Source organism: Winogradskyella damuponensis (assembly GCF_039538385.1).
Lineage (GTDB): Bacteria > Bacteroidota > Bacteroidia > Flavobacteriales > Flavobacteriaceae > Winogradskyella > Winogradskyella damuponensis.
The window spans coordinates 73,104-90,995 of sequence record NZ_BAABCB010000020.1; the positions used below are offsets into that span (position 1 = coordinate 73,104).

Here is a 17,892-nt window from a genome sequence, read left to right on the forward strand (position 1 = left end):
CACTTAGTATTAAACTGACGTTAAGTCCCTTTTAAAATTCGCTATAGCCTAAAGCATTTATTATCTTAGTGTTGAATCGAATTACTAATAACAAAATAAATACAATCACAAATGGAAAAATTAAATAGAAAGAAAGTCGCAATTTTAGCAACTAATGGATTTGAGGAAAGTGAATTAAAAGAACCATTAAACGCTTTAAAAGAAGCTGGTGCTGATGTTGATATTGTTTCTGAAAAATCTGGAAAAATTAAAGCTTGGCAAGATGGAAATTGGAGTAATACATATAATGTGGACAAAACATTAGATGACGTTTCACAATCCAATTATAATGCCTTAGTACTTCCTGGAGGAGTAATGAACCCTGATACCTTAAGAAAAAACAAGGATGCTGTAAATTTTATCAAATCATTTTTTGAAAACCATAAACCGGTCGCAGCCATTTGTCATGCGCCTTGGCTATTGGCAGAAGCAGACGTCCTAAAAGGTAGAAAAGTTACATCATATGCTTCAATTAAAAAAGATATAATTAATGCAGGTGCACATTGGGAAGACAGCGAAGTCGTTGTTGACCAAGGATTAGTAACGAGTAGAAATCCTAATGATTTACCGGCATTTACTTCAAAACTCGTTGAAGAAATTTATGAAGGTAAACACGAGATGCAGACGGCCTAATTTATTTGTACTAACAATTATAAAAAAAGTGAACTTAAAAAAGGTTCACTTTTTTTTTTAAACAAAACTTCTAGTCTAGATTAGACCATGTCTTATAACAACTAAACTGTTTTATTAAGCAAAGAACCTACAATGACTTTTGAAACTTACTAGCATTGCCCTCTACAAACCGTTTTGCACGTTTACTTGTCGGTGATATATCTAAGACCTTCTTATAGTTATTATAAGCCTGTAAACTATCCCCTTTTAGCAAATAAGCTTCTGCCAAACTATCGTAAACATTAATACTATTAGGATGTAAAGCCGCATTAATTTTTAATGTTTCAATAGCTTTATCATACTCGTGGTTACTCATATGCTTATAGCCTATTTTATTAAAACTCCATTCATTTATATAAGAGCTTGTAGAATCTTCTTTCTTAATGTCTAAATACCCTTCAAGTGCTTCTTTATAATTACCATCTTTTAAATGCATACTTGGTGTTTTATAACCTTTTGGTGCCTTTAAATAATCGTAAGTAATTTTAGCTTCATCACCTTCAGGAATTACAGATAAATAGCGTGCTTTGGTTTCGGGATGTTGTACAAACCGGAATTTCTTATACATATCTGCAACAAAAAATTCATTCTCTTCTAAGGCTACTGGTTCAATTTTACCTTCTTTCCAATTTAAAAAGAGCACATTACCTTCATAATACACCTCAATAAGTTCATCAGGATTATAAAGGTAATATCCTGCTGTTTCCTTTTTAAAAGATTCAGAATAGTTTACAGAATTAGTGCAACTCCATGTAATAATTACAATAAACACTATTAAAATTTTAGCCTTCATAATGGTCAGTTTATTTGGTTGATCTAAGTGCAAAAAAAAGTCTCACTTAATAGTGAGACGATTCTTTTATTGTTTTGTTACTAAATCAAGATAAATCTTAAGCTTTTACATCCATCAATTCTACATCAAAAACCAATGTTGCGTTTGGAGGAATAACACCTCCAGCTCCTGCTGCGCCATATCCTAAATCACTAGGAATTACTAAACGTGCCTTATCACCAACGTTTAAAAGACAGATACCTTCATCCCAACCTGGAATTACCTGACCAACACCAACTTGAAAATCTAAAGGTGAGTTTCTTTTGTATGACGAATCGAAAACCGTCCCATCTGCTAACTGACCTTTGTAATGTACAGATACTGTATTTCCTTTTTCTGCTTTTTTACCTTCACCTTTTTGAATAATTTGGTAACGTAAACCAGATTCTGTTTCATCAAAACCTGCTGCTAACTTATCTAACTCTGCTCTTGCAGCTTCACGTTCTGCTGCGATACGCTTTTCTCTAGAACCTTCAAATGTTCTAAACGCTTCAATGGCATTAAATTTTTCGGCAGCTTCACCTTGTCTTATTATTTCTAAGCTTTCAATGATGTCTCCTTGAGCTACAGAATCTACAACATCTTGTCCTTCTACTACATTTCCAAATACTGTATGTTTATTATCTAACCAATCGGTTGCAATGTGAGTAATGTAAAACTGACTTCCATTGGTACCTGGACCAGAGTTTGCCATAGCTAAAACACCAGGGCCACTATGTTTTAAATCTGGATGAAACTCATCATCAAACTTATAACCAGGATGTCCCGTTCCTGTACCTTGCGGACAACCACCTTGAATCATAAAATCAGGAATAACTCTGTGAAATTTTAATCCGTCATAATATGGAGTCCCTTGTGGTTTAACAGAATTTTCTAAATTACCTTCTGCTAAAGCTACAAAATTACCAACTGTTCCTGGAGTCTTTTCAAACTCTAAATTTACTAATATCACACCTTTTGAGGTGTTAAATTTTGCGTATAAACCGTCTTGCATTGTGTTTTCTTTTGTTTAAGACTGCAAAGATAGTGAACTGAGTTGGAAGTTTGAAGTAGGAGGTTTGTAGATTTGCAAAATTCCCTCATAGCATCGCCAAATAGATTTTGAAAAATACCAACCAGAATATCAATAATTTAAATAGCGAGCACACCACTTTGAAACTAAAGAGTAGAATTTAAATTTGACATTTAAATTAATAAAGTTAGTTTTGAAAAAAAACAAAACACATGGCATTTTCCCTATCTAAACTCTTTGGCTCTAAAACTTCTAATTCTATACCTGGAGATACTATTGAAGCTATTATAACTGATGTGGAAAACAAACCTTTTGGTGTTTCTGAAAACAATGTGCTTTTTGCTGGTTTAAACGAATTAGGAGGATATTTCTTTTTTCAGACAGTTATTGTTGGTCAGCTAAATGTTAAATCTAAAAATGGCGCTCAACTTGTGTTTTCTGATGATAACTTTAAACTACAGTTAGATGCTGATATGCCAGAGTTTGAATCTGAAAGTTCTGATATTAAAGGAAGATATGTTACTAAGATTGATTTTCAGATTGAAGAACATGATGTAAAAAAATTAGAAGAAGCAACACTTAAAAGTATTCAAATCAAAGTAAAAAAACACGACCTTTTGTTTAGTAAATATGTTGTGATTGATGCTTCTGATGAGGAAGAATAGCTATAATCTCTTTTTCGAGTAAAATTAAAATTGAAGTTTAGCAAACATTTAAAATGATGTATCGAGAACACTAGTTGATTATTTATAGTGTTCTCGATACTATTTTACAACTCGCCTTTACTATATATAAATATAATTTTAGACGGCTTAGGGTAAGCATCAAATATTATAAGGACTTAGTTCGCCACTTCGCTCATAAACTTAATTCGATATAAACGTAATTCTTCATCATCGTAATCTCCATCAAATTCTTCAATTGCATCGTCTATTTTATCGCTTTCAGATTCCATAAAATAGTCATGGATTTCTTCTTGTTGGTCTTCGTCTAAAATATCATCAATCCAATAATCAATATTTAATTTTGTTCCGGAAAACACAATGGATTCCATTTCCTTTATAAAAGCTGGCATTTCCATACCTTTAGAAGAGGCAATGTCATTTAGTGGCAATTTACGATCTACATTTTGAATGATATATAACTTTATCGCAGAATTTGTTCCTGTAGACTTCACAATCATGTCATCAGGCCTCATAATGTCGTTTTCCTCAACATAATCCGCTATTAAATTCACAAAATCTTTACCGTATTTTTTGGCTTTACTCTCTCCTACTCCATGTACATTAGATAATTCCTCTATATTAATAGGATATTTTAAAGCCATATCTTCTAAAGAAGGGTCTTGAAAAATTACAAAAGGTGGCACACCTAATTTTTTAGCATTCCGTTTTCTTAAATCTTTAAGCATTTTCATGAGCTTATCATCTGAAACGGCTCCACCTCCTTTAGTATTTGTAACAATACCATCACTTGAATCTATATCATAAACATGGTCTTCTGCCATTAAAAAAGATTGAGGATTGGTTATAAAATCCAAACCACTCTCACTTAATCTTAGCACACCATAAGTTTCAATGTCTTTTTTCAAATAACGTGCAACGATGACCTGTCTGATTAATGCCATCCAATATCTTGGATTTTTAGCTTTACCAACTCCAAAAAAGTCTTGTTGATCTGTTTTATGAGACGAAATAAGTGCATTTGAATTTCCAACAAGCACTTGAACTAAATCTTTAGCCTTATATTTTTCGTTAGTTTTTTTGACTGTATCTAATAAAATCTGAACATCATCTTGAGCTTGTACTTGTTTTTTAGGATGACGTACATTATCGTCCATATCTCCACCTTCTCCAGTTTCATTATCAAATTCTTCCCCAAAATAATGAAGGATAAATTTACGTCTAGATATAGATGTTTCTGCAAAAGCAACAACTTCTTGTAATAATGCATGTCCAATTTCTTGTTCTGCAACAGGCTTCCCGGCCATAAATTTTTCAAGTTTCTCTATATCTTTATAAGCGTAGTAGGCCAAACAATGTCCTTCTCCTCCATCTCGTCCTGCTCGTCCTGTTTCTTGATAATAGCTTTCAATACTTTTAGGAATATCATGGTGAATTACAAAACGCACATCTGGTTTGTCTATTCCCATTCCAAAAGCAATTGTCGCCACCACCACATCTGTATCTTCCATTAAGAACATATCTTGATGTTTTACTCTAGTTTTAGCGTCTAAACCGGCGTGATATGGTACGGCTTTTACTCCATTAACTTGAAGAACTTGTGCTAACTCTTCAACTCGTTTACGACTTAAACAATAAATAATTCCAGATTTTCCTTCATTCTGCTTAACAAAACGAATAATATCTGAATCTACATTTTTAGTTTTTGGTCGTACCTCATAATAAAGATTGGGTCTATTAAAAGAATCTTTAAATGTTACAGCATTAGGCATTCCTAAGCTTTTCAAAATATCTTCCTGAACTTTTTCTGTAGCTGTAGCGGTAAGACCAACGATAGGAATATCGTCACCAATACGTTTAATTATAGTTTTTAAATTTCTATATTCTGGCCTAAAATCGTGTCCCCATTCACTGATACAATGCGCTTCATCAACAGCCATAAAAGAAATTTTAACTGTCCGTAGGAAGTCAACATACTCTTCTTTGGTTAATGATTCTGGGGCTACATATAGCAATTTAGTAATGCCATTTGTAATATCATCCTTAACACGTTTTACTTCTGTTTTATTTAAAGACGAATTTAAAACATGTGCTACACCTTCGTGTTCAGATACAGCCCTTATAGCATCTACCTGATTTTTCATCAGTGCAATAAGAGGCGACACAACAATAGCTGTGCCTTCTGCTATTAAAGCTGGTAGCTGATAACATAACGATTTTCCGCCTCCTGTTGGCATAATAACAAAAGTATTATTACCTGCTACGACGTTTTTTATAACTTCTTCCTGAAGACCTTTGAATTCTGAAAATCCAAAGTGTTTTTTTAGTGAAGTATGTAAGTCAATTTCTGCAATACTCATTAATCCTTATTAGTATTTTATATACATTTGCAACAACTTTAAAGATAACAAATTCTTTATATTTAAAAAACTCTATAAAAAATAAGTTTTGAACACTAAACAATCCATCTTAAAAACTGCAAAAACAACGATAAAATTAGAAAGTAAAGCTATTGATAATTTATCAGATTTACTAACGGAAGATTTTGCAGATGCAGTAGAGTTAATTTACCAGTCTAAAGGTCGTGTTATTATTACAGGAATTGGCAAAAGTGCTATCATTGCTAACAAAATCGTTGCAACCTTAAATTCTACTGGTACTCCAGCTGTTTTTATGCATGCTGCTGATGCCATCCATGGCGACCTTGGATTAATTCTAGAAGACGACGTTGTTATTTGTATTTCTAAAAGTGGAAACACGCCAGAAATTAAAGTTTTGGTACCACTTATTAAGAATGCAAATAATAAAATGATCGCTATTACGGGCAATAAAGATTCGTTTTTAGGACAACAAGCCGATTATATTTTGAATGCTTATGTCGCTCAAGAAGCTTGTCCTAATAATCTAGCTCCAACAACTAGCACTACTGCACAATTGGTAATGGGAGATGCTTTAGCGGTTTGCTTATTGGAATTACGAGGCTTTTCAAGTAAAGATTTTGCCAAATATCATCCAGGCGGTGCACTTGGTAAACGTCTTTATTTAAGAGTAAACGATTTATCTTCACAAAACCAAAAACCACAAGTTAATCTTGAAGCTTCATTAAAAACAGTAATTGTAGAAATCACAGAGAAAATGCTTGGTGTTACTGCTGTTGTAGAAGATGATAAAATTGTAGGTATTATTACAGATGGTGATTTAAGACGTATGTTAAGTAAAAGTGATGATCTTACGGGTTTAAAAGCCAAAGACATTATGAGTAATAATCCAAGACGCATTTCTGAAGACGCTATGGCTGTTGATGCTAAGGAAGTTATGGAAGAGTTTGGAATTTCTCAACTATTGGTAGAACATGATGGCAAGTACTCAGGTGTGGTTCATCTTCACGATTTAATAAAAGAAGGCATTATATAATGGCAAAAAAACAAATGGATGAGATGTCGTTTTTAGATCATCTCGAAGATTTAAGATGGCATTTAGTTAGAGCAACAATTAGTATTGTAATTGCAGCAACATTAGCCTTTATTTTTAAAAAGTTTATTTTTGATGTCATCATTTTTGGGCCAACACATATGGACTTCCCTACCTATGAAGGCCTTTGTAAGATGTCTCAGTTTTTAGGTATGACAGATACGACCTTTTGCGCTGATAAATTTCCTTTTATCATTCAAAACCGAACTGTTGCTGGTCAATTTTCAGCACATATTTGGACCTCTATCTATGCTGGTTTTATAATTTCATTTCCTTATGTGCTTTATCAGCTTTGGAGTTTTATAAGTCCAGGACTAAAACCGAGTGAGCGTAAAAACTCTAGAGGTTTTATAGTTATTGCATCCTTTTTATTCTTTCTTGGTGTACTCTTTGGTTATTATATTGTGACACCTTTATCTATAAATTTCTTAGCCAATTATCAAATTAGTGAGCAGATTTCTAATGAATTTGATATAAGCTCCGTAATTGCGATTGTACGTTCTTCTGCTATTGCCTCTGGTTTTGTTTTTGAATTACCTATAATTATTTACTTTTTAACAAAAGTAGGTCTTGTAACTCCGCAGTTTTTAAAGAAATATAGAAAATTTGCACTAGTTATAGTATTGGTATTATCTGCAATTATTACACCTCCAGATATTGCAAGTCAGGTTATTGTAGCTATTCCTATATTATTATTATATCAGATTAGTATTTATATCTCGGCTATAGTTGTTAAAAATCAAAAAAGAAAAGAAAAACGTGCCAATTCGCTTTAAAATTTTAGATTATTTGTATAGCATTATCTAAATTTTAAACACAGAGCAAGGTTAAACTTTTAATAAATGATTGCCAAAGCAAATAGAATCTATATGATTTTATTAAATTTAGCGTTCTTAGAAATAATATGAAGTTACGAGCAGAACATTTAATGAAGTCCTATAACGGACGAAAAGTAGTAAAAGATGTTTCCCTTGAGGTTAATCAGGGAGAAATTGTTGGTTTATTGGGTCCGAATGGAGCTGGAAAAACCACTTCTTTTTATATGATTGTTGGAATTATTAAGCCTAATGGAGGAAACATCTATTTAGACGATACCAACATCACGAAATATCCAATGTACAAACGTGCTCAAAATGGTATTGGTTATTTAGCCCAAGAACCTTCTGTTTTTAGAAAACTAAGTATTGAAGATAATATTTTAAGTGTATTGCAGCTTACAAAATTAAGTAAGAAAGAGCAACACGCTAAAATGGAATCGCTAATTGAAGAATTTGGTTTAGGCCATATTAGAACTAATAGAGGCGACTTACTTTCTGGTGGTGAGCGTCGTAGAACAGAAATTGCACGAGCACTTGCCACCGATCCTAGTTTTATTCTATTGGATGAACCTTTTGCAGGTGTAGATCCTGTTGCTGTTGAAGATATTCAGCGAATTATTGCTAAACTGACTAAGAAAAATATTGGTATTTTAATTACAGACCATAACGTACAAGAAACACTAGCAATTACTGACAGAACTTATTTGATGTTTGAAGGTAACATTCTTAAAGCAGGGAAACCTGAAGAATTGGCTAGTGATGAAATGGTAAGAAAAGTTTATTTAGGTCAGAATTTTGAGCTACGTAAAACAAAGCTTGAGTTTTAAGATTATTTACTCTCTCTCATCTTTTTTACCACAATTAGCATTATATACAAAATCACAGCTTGTATCATTAGATTTATAATCCAATATAAAATAACCATTAATATGCTTTCTGAGACATAAAATGGTAAATCGCTACTGATAAGACTCAAAGGATAACTACAAATAGCTATTAGTAAAGACGTTATTGAAGATAACTCACTGTGAGCTTGAGATAGTAAAACATCTGCTAAACCAATAATAAACTGAACTACTAATAGAAATAAAAATACTCTTACTAACTCTTTAAGTTTAAATTTTTTCATTTTTTACTCGCTTTAATTTAATAGGTCCTAATATTTTCATTTCAATATTAGAGTTAGGGTTATGCTATTAACCAACTTTAAATTTAACAAGTTTTCACACCAATTAACGTTGCTATTTTTAATGTTTAGAACGCTTACTAAAAAATATCTTTTTAAATATTTCAACACAAATTAAACAAACTAATCCAACGGCTAATCCGACAATAAAGTCTCTTAAAATAGAAGGAATTTGTTCTAAGAAATGATGTAAAAATTCAATATTATGGACAAAGATCCCACCAGCAACAAGAAGTAGAGCTATAGTCCCAATAACAGACAAACTTTTTATTAGTTTTGGTAAAGCCCAAACCAAAAAAGTTCCGATTGAAAATAAAATACCTTTTCCTCCATTACTTTTATTAATTAGCTGTAATCCAAAATCATCCATTCTTACTATTAATGCTACAATACCATAAACACCAACGGTAGCTATTAATGCTACAATAGATACAACTATGATTTGAGTTGTTATTGGTTCTCCTACTACAGATCCTAAGGCTATAATAACAATTTCAACAGATAGGATAAAATCAGTTACAATTGCAGATTTTATCTTCGTTTTTTCTAAATCTAACAATTCTTGTTCTGTAAAGTTTCCTTTAAATTCTTTAGTCACTTCCTTAGGGTGAGGTACAAAAAATTCATAGATTTTTTCAGCCCCTTCATAAGACAAGTATAACCCTCCTAGCACTAAAATAACAATAACAGACCAAGGTAAAAACGCACTTAATAGAAACGCTAAAGGTAAAATTATTAATTTATTTAAAAATGAGCCTTTTGTAATTGCCCATAGTACTGGAATTTCACGAGAAGATACAAACCCTGATGCTTTTTCTGCATTTACGGCTAAATCATCCCCCAAAATACCTGCTGTTTTCTTCGTTGTTATCTTGGTCATCGCAGCGACATCATCCATCAAAGTCGCTATATCATCTAGTAATGCAAAAAATCCTGAAGCCATTAATTATAAATTCTATTTAGAAAATGTGTTGAGTTAAACTATACTAGATTTTGTTAATAATGAAAGTATTATATATAATGCAATTATAAGTGGTATTGCTGCAAAATGAAGTAAAATTAATAACACCACACTTAAAATTAGAAAAATATAACGAATAGCATTGTCTTTAAATCCCCAATTTTTAAATTTTAAAGCAAATAACTTTATGTTAGAATTTAATAGATAACAACTAAGCAGAGTTAATGCTATTAAAAACCATTTATTAATAATTATTGAATTTATTAAATCGCTATTTTGGTATTCTAAAATTAAGGGTAATGACAATATTACTAACGTATTGGCTGGCACAGGCAAGCCTTTAAAATAACTTTGTTGATCCTCGTCTAAATTAAATTTTGCTAAACGGTAAGCAGAAGCTAAAGCAATAAACAAACCTATTAATGGCAAAACAGACATTTTAAACCCTTGCCAATGAAACACTGAATTCCAGCTATCGCTATGAGTTGAAAAATTTGGAGCATCTAAGGCTAATGAAATAAGTTTAAACATGATAACCCCTGGTACAACTCCACTCGTTACCAAATCGGCAAGCGAATCTAACTGAATACCTAGTGGACTTTGTACATTTAGCTTTCTTGCTAAAAGTCCGTCAAAGAAATCAAAAAATATACCTAAAAACACAAAGAATGCTGCGGCAACAAAGTTACCATTCACTGCAAATATTAAAGCAATACATCCTGAAAACAAATTCAGAAGTGTTACTATATTGGGAATATGTTGTTTTAATCTCATAAACTTAATTTTTGTAAAAATATAAAAGTATTTGAGTCTATTTCAAATTGCAATATAAAGAATGCAATAAAAACGACGTTTAACAGTTAAATAGGAAGAAGTGATTTAAACTTTTTATTTTACCTATAAAATTTATCATTTTTGTTCTCTGTATCGTAGGATATCTAACTAAAAATGACTTTGTGAGATAAAAAAAACCTTCATTACAAACAAAAAGTTTAAACTACTTCAGAAAAATAATGTGCATCTTTGTAAAAAATTATTGCTGTTGAAAAATTACTATGTAATTCTCTTAACACTTACTACGCTTATAGCCTCGGCACAAACTACAAGAAAATATTCTAATGAATTTATGAATATTGGTGTTGATGCTGCTGCTTTAGGTATGAGTAATGCTGTTGTATCACAAACTGCTGATGTTAATTCTGGATATTGGAATCCTGCAGGATTGGTACATCTTGAAGACAGTCAACTTTCCTTAATGCATTCTAGCTATTTTGCAAACATTGCCAATTATAATTATATCGCTTATGCGATGCCTTTAGATAACGAAAGTGCATTAGGTATTTCATTAATTAGATTTGGAGTTGATGACATTTTAGACACCACGCAATTAATAGACGATCAAGGCAATATTAATTACGATAGAATAAGTACCTTCTCTACTGCAGATTATGGTTTAACCTTTTCATATGCTAGAAAATTACCTTTAGATGGTTTAAACTTTGGAGTTAATGCTAAAATAATCCGACGAATTATTGGTGACTTTGCGTCTTCTTGGGGATTTGGATTAGATGCAGGCATTCAATTTGAAGGTAACAATAATTGGAAGTTTGGTTTTATGGCAAGAGATATTACAACCACTTATAATGCTTGGTCAATTGACGAAGATAAGTTTGAACAAATAAGCGGTGCTATTGAAGGAGAAAATCAAGAACTTCCTGAAACCACTGAAATAACAATACCTAAGTTACAGTTAGGAATGTCTAAAAAATGGATTTTTCATTATGATTATTCTTTATTAGCAGCTGTAAACCTAAACATGCGTTTTGCCCAAAACAACGATATTATTTCAACATCTTTTGCGAGTATAAATCCTGCTTTGGGATTTGAGTTTGGTTATACAGATTTAGTCTTTTTAAGGGCTGGAGTTGGTAATTTTCAGAATGAAATTCAGATTGATAATTCTGAACAAATTTCATTTCAACCTAACTTTGGTGTTGGTTTTAAATATAGAGGCATTCAAATCGATTATGCTTTTACTGATATTGGTGACCAAAGTGCAGCTTTATACTCTAATGTATTTTCTTTAAAAATAGACTTTAGCATCTTTAGATAATCATTATTATGAAATTGAAACTGTTCGTTTTTGCTTTCCTATTTACATTTTTCTCAAACTTTGCACAGCAACGGCAATTATCACCTGATGCTCAGATAACGGTATTAACTATTGGTCCTGGCAACTCTTTAAATGATGCTTTTGGCCACAATGGCTTTAGAGTAAAAGATCGAAATTTAGGTATTGATGTAGTTTATGGCTATGGTGCTTACGACTTTGAAGCTCCTAACTTTTATTTGAAATTCGCTCAAGGAAAACTCAATTACCTGATAAGCAAACATTACTTTAAAGATTTTTATTTTGCCTATAAAGAAGATAATCGCACCATAGACGAACAAATCTTAAACCTATCTACAGAAGAAAAACAAAAACTATTTAATTATTTAGAAAACAATTATAAACCAGAAAACAGACGTTATTTATACGATTTCTTTTATGACAATTGTGCGACACGAATTAGAGATATCACTCTAAAAGTTTCTGAACGTAAAATTGATTTTAAGCTACCTGAAAATTTTAAACCAAAAACCTTTAGAACCCTTATTCACGATCATGTAGGTTTAAATACTTGGGGAAGTTTTGGGATAGACATTGCTTTGGGTTCCGTTATTGACAGAACAGCAACTGTTAACGAGCATATGTTTTTACCACAATATATTCATACCTTTTTTGAAACTGCAACACTAAACAACACTGAAAATTTAGTAAAAAGCTCTTCTACTCTGTATGAAAAAAAGGAAACAGATTCATCTTTAAATATTCTGTTTAGCCCTTTAATTATAATAGGATTAATTAGCCTTTGTATTTTATTTTTCACCTATAAAGATTATAAAAATAATACTAGAAGCAATTGGTTAGATATTACCATATTTGGGACTACAGGTGCCATAGGTGTTATTATACTCTTTTTATGGTTCTTAACAGACCACTCTGCAACAGCTCAAAACTATAATTTGCTATGGGCTTTTCCACTTAATATTATTGTAATAGGACAATTATTAAAACCTAAAATTAAAAATTGGGTTAAGCGCTACCTTAAGTTTTTAATTATCATGTTAGCACTTATGACTTTTCATTGGTTGGGTGGCGTTCAAGTATTTGCTATTGGTTTAATTCCGTTACTTGTGGCGTTATTAGTAAGGTATGTCTTTTTAATACAATTCTTTAATAAGAATTAATTCCCACTAAAACTACTGTCCTCTGTAGTACAAAATAGTACTTAGCGTTTTTATAGTAATACTAAAATCTAAAAAAACACTTCTGTGTTTAATATAATATAAGTCGTATTGAAGCTTGGTAAGACTATCGTCTACTGAAGAGCCATACCTTGTACTAACCTGTGCCCAACCAGTTAACCCTGGTTTTATCATATGACGTGTTTCGTAGAATGGTATTATACGAGACAACTCGCTAACAAAAAAAGGACGTTCTGGCCTAGGTCCAATAATACTCATATCTCCTTTTAGTACATTATAAAATTGAGGCACCTCATCTAAACGAGAGCGTCTTAAAAACATCCCAAAGGATGTAATTCTTTTATCGTTTTTTTGAGCCCACTTTACTCCATCTTTCTCGGCATTAACAACCATGGTTCTAAGCTTAACAATATTAAACGGTTTTCCGTTTATACCAACACGCTCTTGAACATAAAATAAAGGTCCTTTATTCCCCATTAAATTACCTATTAAAATAATAGGTAACAATAGTACGCCTACTATAAGGCCTATTAATGAAAACGTAACATCAAAGGCACGATGAAAAAAGATATAGAGCTTATTTTCATTACTTCGACTAAAAGGAAAATACTTATAGAAATCCTTACCAACAAACTGAATAGGTACTTTTTGAAGCAGCTCTTCATAAACTTGAGAATAATCTCTTATTTTAAAACCACGTTCTAGTAATAGCATTAAATCATGATAAACCTCAGCCATTATAGCTTCGGTATTAAAGCTTGCTACAAGAATTTCGGATATTCGTTCTTTATCAATTGTTTCTAAAAATTCTGTGGCTGCAAACTCTTTTAACCCTGTAAACTTCACTGAATCAGCACTGGAAGCTTCACTATTTATAAAACCAACTATTCTATAATTTGGATCTGATGTATCTAATGCTTTTATTAGGCCATCTATATTAGATACTTCTCCAACAAGAAGGACTCGTTTATAAAAACGAGGAGATTCAATTAAGTTGATATACACTAATCTCCATAAGAGAATTGAAACAATTATTGTAACATATAAATAAACAATTTGGATACGCTCTATCGGCAAAAATGGTGACAAAACAGGTGTTAACAAATAAAATAAGACTACCGTTGAGGCCGTTATTACAATATTTTTAAAGGTGGTATCTAGTCTACTTGCCTTTTGTAAATCGTATAACTCAAAGATGGTAGCAAAAATAGAGACATAAACACCTAATAAAATTAACGCAACACTATTTTCTGCACTAACAACAATATACTCAAAATCAAAGTAAAGACTTAAACAGTATACACCTAAGTACACCATTACTAAGTCTAAAACTCTAAGTAGAATTTTACGCTCAGAAACTTCGAAATGAATACCTTTTTTTTTAGACATTGTTGGGAAAAACTGTGGTGTAAATATAATAAGTACAAATGATTTTTAACATAATTTTAGGACAAAAGGGCTTCCCATTTATGTTTTACTTCTGACCAATCATAGTTTTCAACTTTAGAACGTGCATTGGAAACTAACTTATTTCTATTATCTTCGTCCGAACTTAATTTGATTATAGCGCCTACCATTGCATTAACATTTTTAGGTTCTACTAATATTCCATCAATATTATTAGATATTAAAAACGGTAAACCACCCACATTTGTTGATACAACCGGCAAACCCAAAGCCATAGCTTCTATAACACTTACAGGTGTATTATCAAAATTAGTGGTATTAATAAATATATTATATTCTTTTGAAATTAAAATCCATTCTTTTTTGGTTAGTTTGCCTGTAAATTTAACGTTTAACTTAAGTTGTGAAGCTAATTCTTGAACCTCTCTTAAAGTTCCATCAGAATCGGGACCAACCATGCATAAAGTAGCATTTGAATACTGTTTTTTTACTTCGTTGAATACATGAATTGCCAATTTTGGGTTATATATTTTTGAAAACGAACGCACCCATAATAATCGTGGAGGATTAGAACTCCTATTCTGAAAAGGATAATTATCAATAATAAGTGTATTAGGAATGTGAATAATATTATTATTACCGTACTTTTCAAATACAGTTTTTAGAAAATTTGATGGCGCTACTAATTTGTACGCTTTTTTAAAAATAAGATTACTTAATACTCGACTTCGTTTTAACCGACTTTCAAGGTTACCTCCATGAAGAATTGGAATATATTTAAGATTCAAGAACCGGCACAATTGACTAATAATTAATGCGTAATAAAAATTAATAGTACTGTAAGTGTCAATTAGAACAAAATCGACCTTATTATATAATTTTAAAATATTCCAGAACATATCCAACAATCTAACTATTTTATTAGTTTTAGACGATGCGTAATAAATTCTGTGCCCCTCCTTTTCAAGTAAAACACCAAGGGTTTGAATACCAGAAATATTAGAGGTTTTGCTCTTTAAATTGTTTCCTATGTATAGGACGTTTTTTTTCATAAATAACATTTAATAACGCTAAACCATATATAAATCCTGGAGCAGCAATACGCATTGCTGAATGGTTAATTGTTGCAAACCAAAAGATTAAAAACGAGTAAAACAATAAATTCCCTTTATGTTGGGCTCTGTATACTAGAGGAGTAATAATAAGTAGTAACAATATTATAACACCAAAAATTCCATGCTCTGAAAACAAGCGACTCACCTCGTTATGAGAAGCAATTGTTTTACCCTCTTCCTCAAGTCTTACTTGTTTCATTCCACTAGCCCCTACACCAAGAAAAGGATGTCTTAAAAAGCCTTCGAACTCATGTATAAACAATTCAACTCTTCCTGTAGAAAGATCTAATTTTTCTCGTCCTACAGCATCTTTATTCGTGTACCGATTTTCAATTAATCCGCCCGTTTGGCTAGCTGTTATTGACCAAGTAATTACAACTCCTATAATTAATATAAAAACAGAGCCTATAATTTGTTGCCGCCTTTTAAATTTAGAAGTACTGTATAACATCACTAAAAATCCAATAATCATCATAACGGCAGCTATTACACCTCCACGACTAAAGGTTACTAAAGCTCTAAAGGAGATTAGAGCTAATAATAATAAATTAAAAAGTTTTAGAAATAACGTAGGAGATTTTAAAAAAAAACGAACAGTTAAAGTTACCATTCCTAACCCCAATAAAGTAGCTACCTGATTTGGACCGAACCCACCCGAAGCTGCAAAATTAGATGCTGTACTTTGTAGCACTTCCTTAATACTAGGATTGTACAAAAACAAATAGATCATCATAGCAAGTAAAGGAAATGTCATACAGGCTAAAATTTGTAATAATTGTTCTTGTGTTATGGTTTTATGATAGCAATACAATGCCGAAGCTCCTAAACATACAGGACCACTCAATACAAATGCAACCGAAGTTCTAAAATTCAAATCAAAACCCAAAGTAGTAGAAGCTACCAAAACTGCAGGTAGTAATAAAATGAGATAAACAAAATAGGGATAGCTTTTACCTGATACTCCGGTAAAAAACATACCAATTAATACAAGTAAAATAATATAATATTTAGAAAACTCATAAAACAAACCTCCTCCAGTCATCCGAAATAACGATTCTGCTGCAGCAATGTAGGCACATCCAAATAATACCCACATGACTTTAGAAGCCTTATCTGACAATAATACCTTACCAATAAAATAAAAACAAACAATTATAAAATATAATTTCGAAAAGAAAGGGATATAATAAATGGCCACACCTATAAGCAGATGTAATATAACCAAAGCGACATAGAGGTCATTGGTAAAATGATATCGTTTTTTATATTGTTGAGCTCTCGTCATTTTATTACACAAATTTAGACATATAATGCCAATAAACGACTAACACTAGCTTCTTTAGAAAAATTTTGAGAGACAACAGCTTGTAAAGTAGTTCCTGTTTGTTGTCTAAGTGTAATATTCTTTATAAATACTATTATTGATTCTGCTAAGGCTTCAGCATCTAAAGGAGGCACTAAAGTTCCAGAATCTACATCACTAATAACAAGGTTGCAATCCCCTACATCTGTAGCTACGACTGCCAAACCTGCTTGCCCATATTCTAATAGAGCCAAGGGTAAACCTTCGGACTTGGAAGACAACACCCCAATATCTACTTGAGACATAATTTGTTCAGTATCTTTACAACTCCCATAAAAAAATACGTTGGGCTCCAATTCCAATTCTTTAACCAATTTCATAATCCTTTTCGCATAGGCATCATCAAAATCCTTACCAACACAGTGTAACGACCAATCTGAAAATTGACTAACAATAATTTTTAATGCCTTTAGAAGTGTCCCATGATCTTTTTGCGGTCTTAAATTAGCCATACATAACAACCTCTTCCCTTTTTCCCCTTTTAGTTTTGTTACTGAAACTGTATTGTAAGGCACTACAAAATTTGGTAAAAATATGACCTGTTTACACAACAAATGCTTTGTATCCCAATTAGCCAATTGAGCATTGACTGCAATAATCCCTTTAAAGATATAAGAACATAATTTCAAAATCATTTTTGGTCGCTGATCTAAAAACTCACTATTTCCATAATGATCATGCCAAATAACAGATATTTTAGGATATATTAATTTCAATAAGGCAGCTATAAAATATGAACTAGCATGGGCATGAACTACAGTAATCTGCTCCCTTTTTACAAATTTCAGTAAACGTTTTAAAGCACCAAAATCCAAAACCCTAACCCGATTTAAAAATAGGTACCCTACCCGTGCATTCAAGCTCCCTTTTAATAGACCTTCTGCGCGAGTAGCACATAAATAAGACCTATCCACTTCGGAAACTAAAACATTTGCTAAATTAACAGCCATACGTTCTGCCCCTCCTGCTTCCAAACTATCTATTAATTGTAATACTCGTAATGGCATTTTAATTTTCGATTAAT

At 31.9% G+C, this 17,892-nt stretch carries 17 protein-coding genes; 7 read left to right on the top strand and 10 right to left on the bottom strand.

Annotated features, from left to right (window positions below; translation table 11 throughout):
• Positions 1 to 111 precede the first annotated feature (111 nt).
• Entirely contained in the window at positions 112 to 672 is a 561-nt protein-coding gene (locus ABD730_RS12155) for a type 1 glutamine amidotransferase domain-containing protein (RefSeq protein ID WP_344714904.1), read from the top strand.
• A 127-nt stretch (positions 673 to 799) separates the two neighbouring features.
• Here ABD730_RS12155 and ABD730_RS12160 read toward each other — a convergent pair whose 3' ends face one another.
• Positions 800 to 1,504: a tetratricopeptide repeat protein gene (locus ABD730_RS12160; protein ID WP_344714906.1), complete on the bottom strand. Its 705-nt coding sequence runs from the start codon at positions 1,502 to 1,504 to the stop codon at positions 800 to 802.
• A gap of 97 nt (positions 1,505 to 1,601) precedes the next feature.
• Positions 1,602 to 2,537: a peptidylprolyl isomerase gene (locus tag ABD730_RS12165; protein WP_344714908.1), complete on the bottom strand. Its 936-nt coding sequence runs from the start codon at positions 2,535 to 2,537 to the stop codon at positions 1,602 to 1,604.
• A 230-nt stretch (positions 2,538 to 2,767) separates the two neighbouring features.
• Between ABD730_RS12165 and ABD730_RS12170 the strand changes: the two genes are divergently transcribed.
• Positions 2,768 to 3,220, top strand: coding sequence for a hypothetical protein (locus ABD730_RS12170; protein WP_344714910.1), 453 nt, complete (start codon positions 2,768 to 2,770; stop codon positions 3,218 to 3,220).
• A gap of 176 nt (positions 3,221 to 3,396) precedes the next feature.
• Here the strand turns inward: ABD730_RS12170 and recQ are convergent, their stop codons facing one another.
• On the bottom strand, positions 3,397 to 5,598 hold the full coding sequence (gene recQ, locus ABD730_RS12175) for a DNA helicase RecQ (protein ID WP_344714911.1): 2,202 nt from the start codon (positions 5,596 to 5,598) through the stop codon (positions 3,397 to 3,399).
• A gap of 88 nt (positions 5,599 to 5,686) precedes the next feature.
• On the opposite strand from recQ, the gene ABD730_RS12180 reads away from it, so the two are divergent.
• From ABD730_RS12180 to lptB, 3 genes are all read left to right on the top strand, one after another.
• Positions 5,687 to 6,652: a KpsF/GutQ family sugar-phosphate isomerase gene (locus ABD730_RS12180; protein WP_344714912.1), complete on the top strand. Its 966-nt coding sequence runs from the start codon at positions 5,687 to 5,689 to the stop codon at positions 6,650 to 6,652.
• Complete coding sequence (tatC, locus tag ABD730_RS12185; protein ID WP_334470214.1) at positions 6,652 to 7,485, top strand: twin-arginine translocase subunit TatC; 834 nt, start codon at positions 6,652 to 6,654, stop codon at positions 7,483 to 7,485. Before ABD730_RS12180 ends, tatC begins: the two co-directional genes overlap by 1 nt.
• A 128-nt stretch (positions 7,486 to 7,613) precedes the next feature.
• Positions 7,614 to 8,354 carry an LPS export ABC transporter ATP-binding protein gene (gene lptB, locus ABD730_RS12190; protein ID WP_334470212.1) on the top strand — a complete coding sequence of 247 codons (741 nt, stop codon included), beginning with the start codon at positions 7,614 to 7,616 and terminating at the stop codon, positions 8,352 to 8,354.
• 2 nt (positions 8,355 to 8,356) lie between these two features.
• On the opposite strand, the gene ABD730_RS12195 is transcribed toward lptB, so the two are convergent.
• The 3 genes from ABD730_RS12195 to ABD730_RS12205 all read right to left on the bottom strand — a co-directional run bounded on the left by ABD730_RS12195 (position 8,357) and on the right by ABD730_RS12205 (position 10,448).
• On the bottom strand, positions 8,357 to 8,656 hold the full coding sequence (locus ABD730_RS12195) for a hypothetical protein (protein WP_215924325.1): 300 nt from the start codon (positions 8,654 to 8,656) through the stop codon (positions 8,357 to 8,359).
• A 118-nt stretch (positions 8,657 to 8,774) separates the two neighbouring features.
• On the bottom strand, positions 8,775 to 9,656 hold the full coding sequence (locus tag ABD730_RS12200; RefSeq protein ID WP_344714915.1) for a DUF808 domain-containing protein: 882 nt from the start codon (positions 9,654 to 9,656) through the stop codon (positions 8,775 to 8,777).
• Between the two features lie 33 nt (positions 9,657 to 9,689).
• Positions 9,690 to 10,448: a CDP-alcohol phosphatidyltransferase family protein gene (locus tag ABD730_RS12205; protein ID WP_344714918.1), complete on the bottom strand. Its 759-nt coding sequence runs from the start codon at positions 10,446 to 10,448 to the stop codon at positions 9,690 to 9,692.
• A 268-nt stretch (positions 10,449 to 10,716) separates the two neighbouring features.
• On the opposite strand from ABD730_RS12205, the gene ABD730_RS12210 reads away from it, so the two are divergent.
• On the top strand, positions 10,717 to 11,787 hold the full coding sequence (locus tag ABD730_RS12210) for a putative type IX sorting system protein PorV2 (RefSeq protein ID WP_344714920.1): 1,071 nt from the start codon (positions 10,717 to 10,719) through the stop codon (positions 11,785 to 11,787).
• 8 nt (positions 11,788 to 11,795) lie between these two features.
• A complete protein-coding gene (locus ABD730_RS12215) occupies positions 11,796 to 12,965 on the top strand; it encodes a lipoprotein N-acyltransferase Lnb domain-containing protein (RefSeq protein WP_334470202.1) in 1,170 nt (389 codons plus the stop codon).
• Positions 12,966 to 12,977: 12 nt separating this feature from the next.
• Here ABD730_RS12215 and ABD730_RS12220 read toward each other — a convergent pair whose 3' ends face one another.
• From ABD730_RS12220 to ABD730_RS12235, 4 genes are read right to left on the bottom strand one after another with little or no spacing between them, the layout of a single operon-like run.
• The gene (locus ABD730_RS12220) at positions 12,978 to 14,372 is read right to left on the bottom strand and encodes a sugar transferase (protein WP_344714922.1); all 1,395 of its coding nucleotides are present in this window, start codon (positions 14,370 to 14,372) and stop codon (positions 12,978 to 12,980) included.
• Between the two features lie 56 nt (positions 14,373 to 14,428).
• Positions 14,429 to 15,442: a glycosyltransferase family 4 protein gene (locus ABD730_RS12225; protein WP_344714924.1), complete on the bottom strand. Its 1,014-nt coding sequence runs from the start codon at positions 15,440 to 15,442 to the stop codon at positions 14,429 to 14,431.
• Positions 15,390 to 16,790, bottom strand: coding sequence for an O-antigen ligase family protein (locus ABD730_RS12230; protein ID WP_344714926.1), 1,401 nt, complete (start codon positions 16,788 to 16,790; stop codon positions 15,390 to 15,392). The genes ABD730_RS12225 and ABD730_RS12230 overlap by 53 nt, the downstream gene beginning before the upstream one ends.
• A gap of 14 nt (positions 16,791 to 16,804) precedes the next feature.
• Positions 16,805 to 17,875 (bottom strand): glycosyltransferase, encoded by a 1,071-nt coding sequence (locus tag ABD730_RS12235; protein ID WP_344714928.1) that lies wholly within the window; start codon positions 17,873 to 17,875, stop codon positions 16,805 to 16,807.
• Positions 17,876 to 17,892 lie beyond the last annotated feature (17 nt).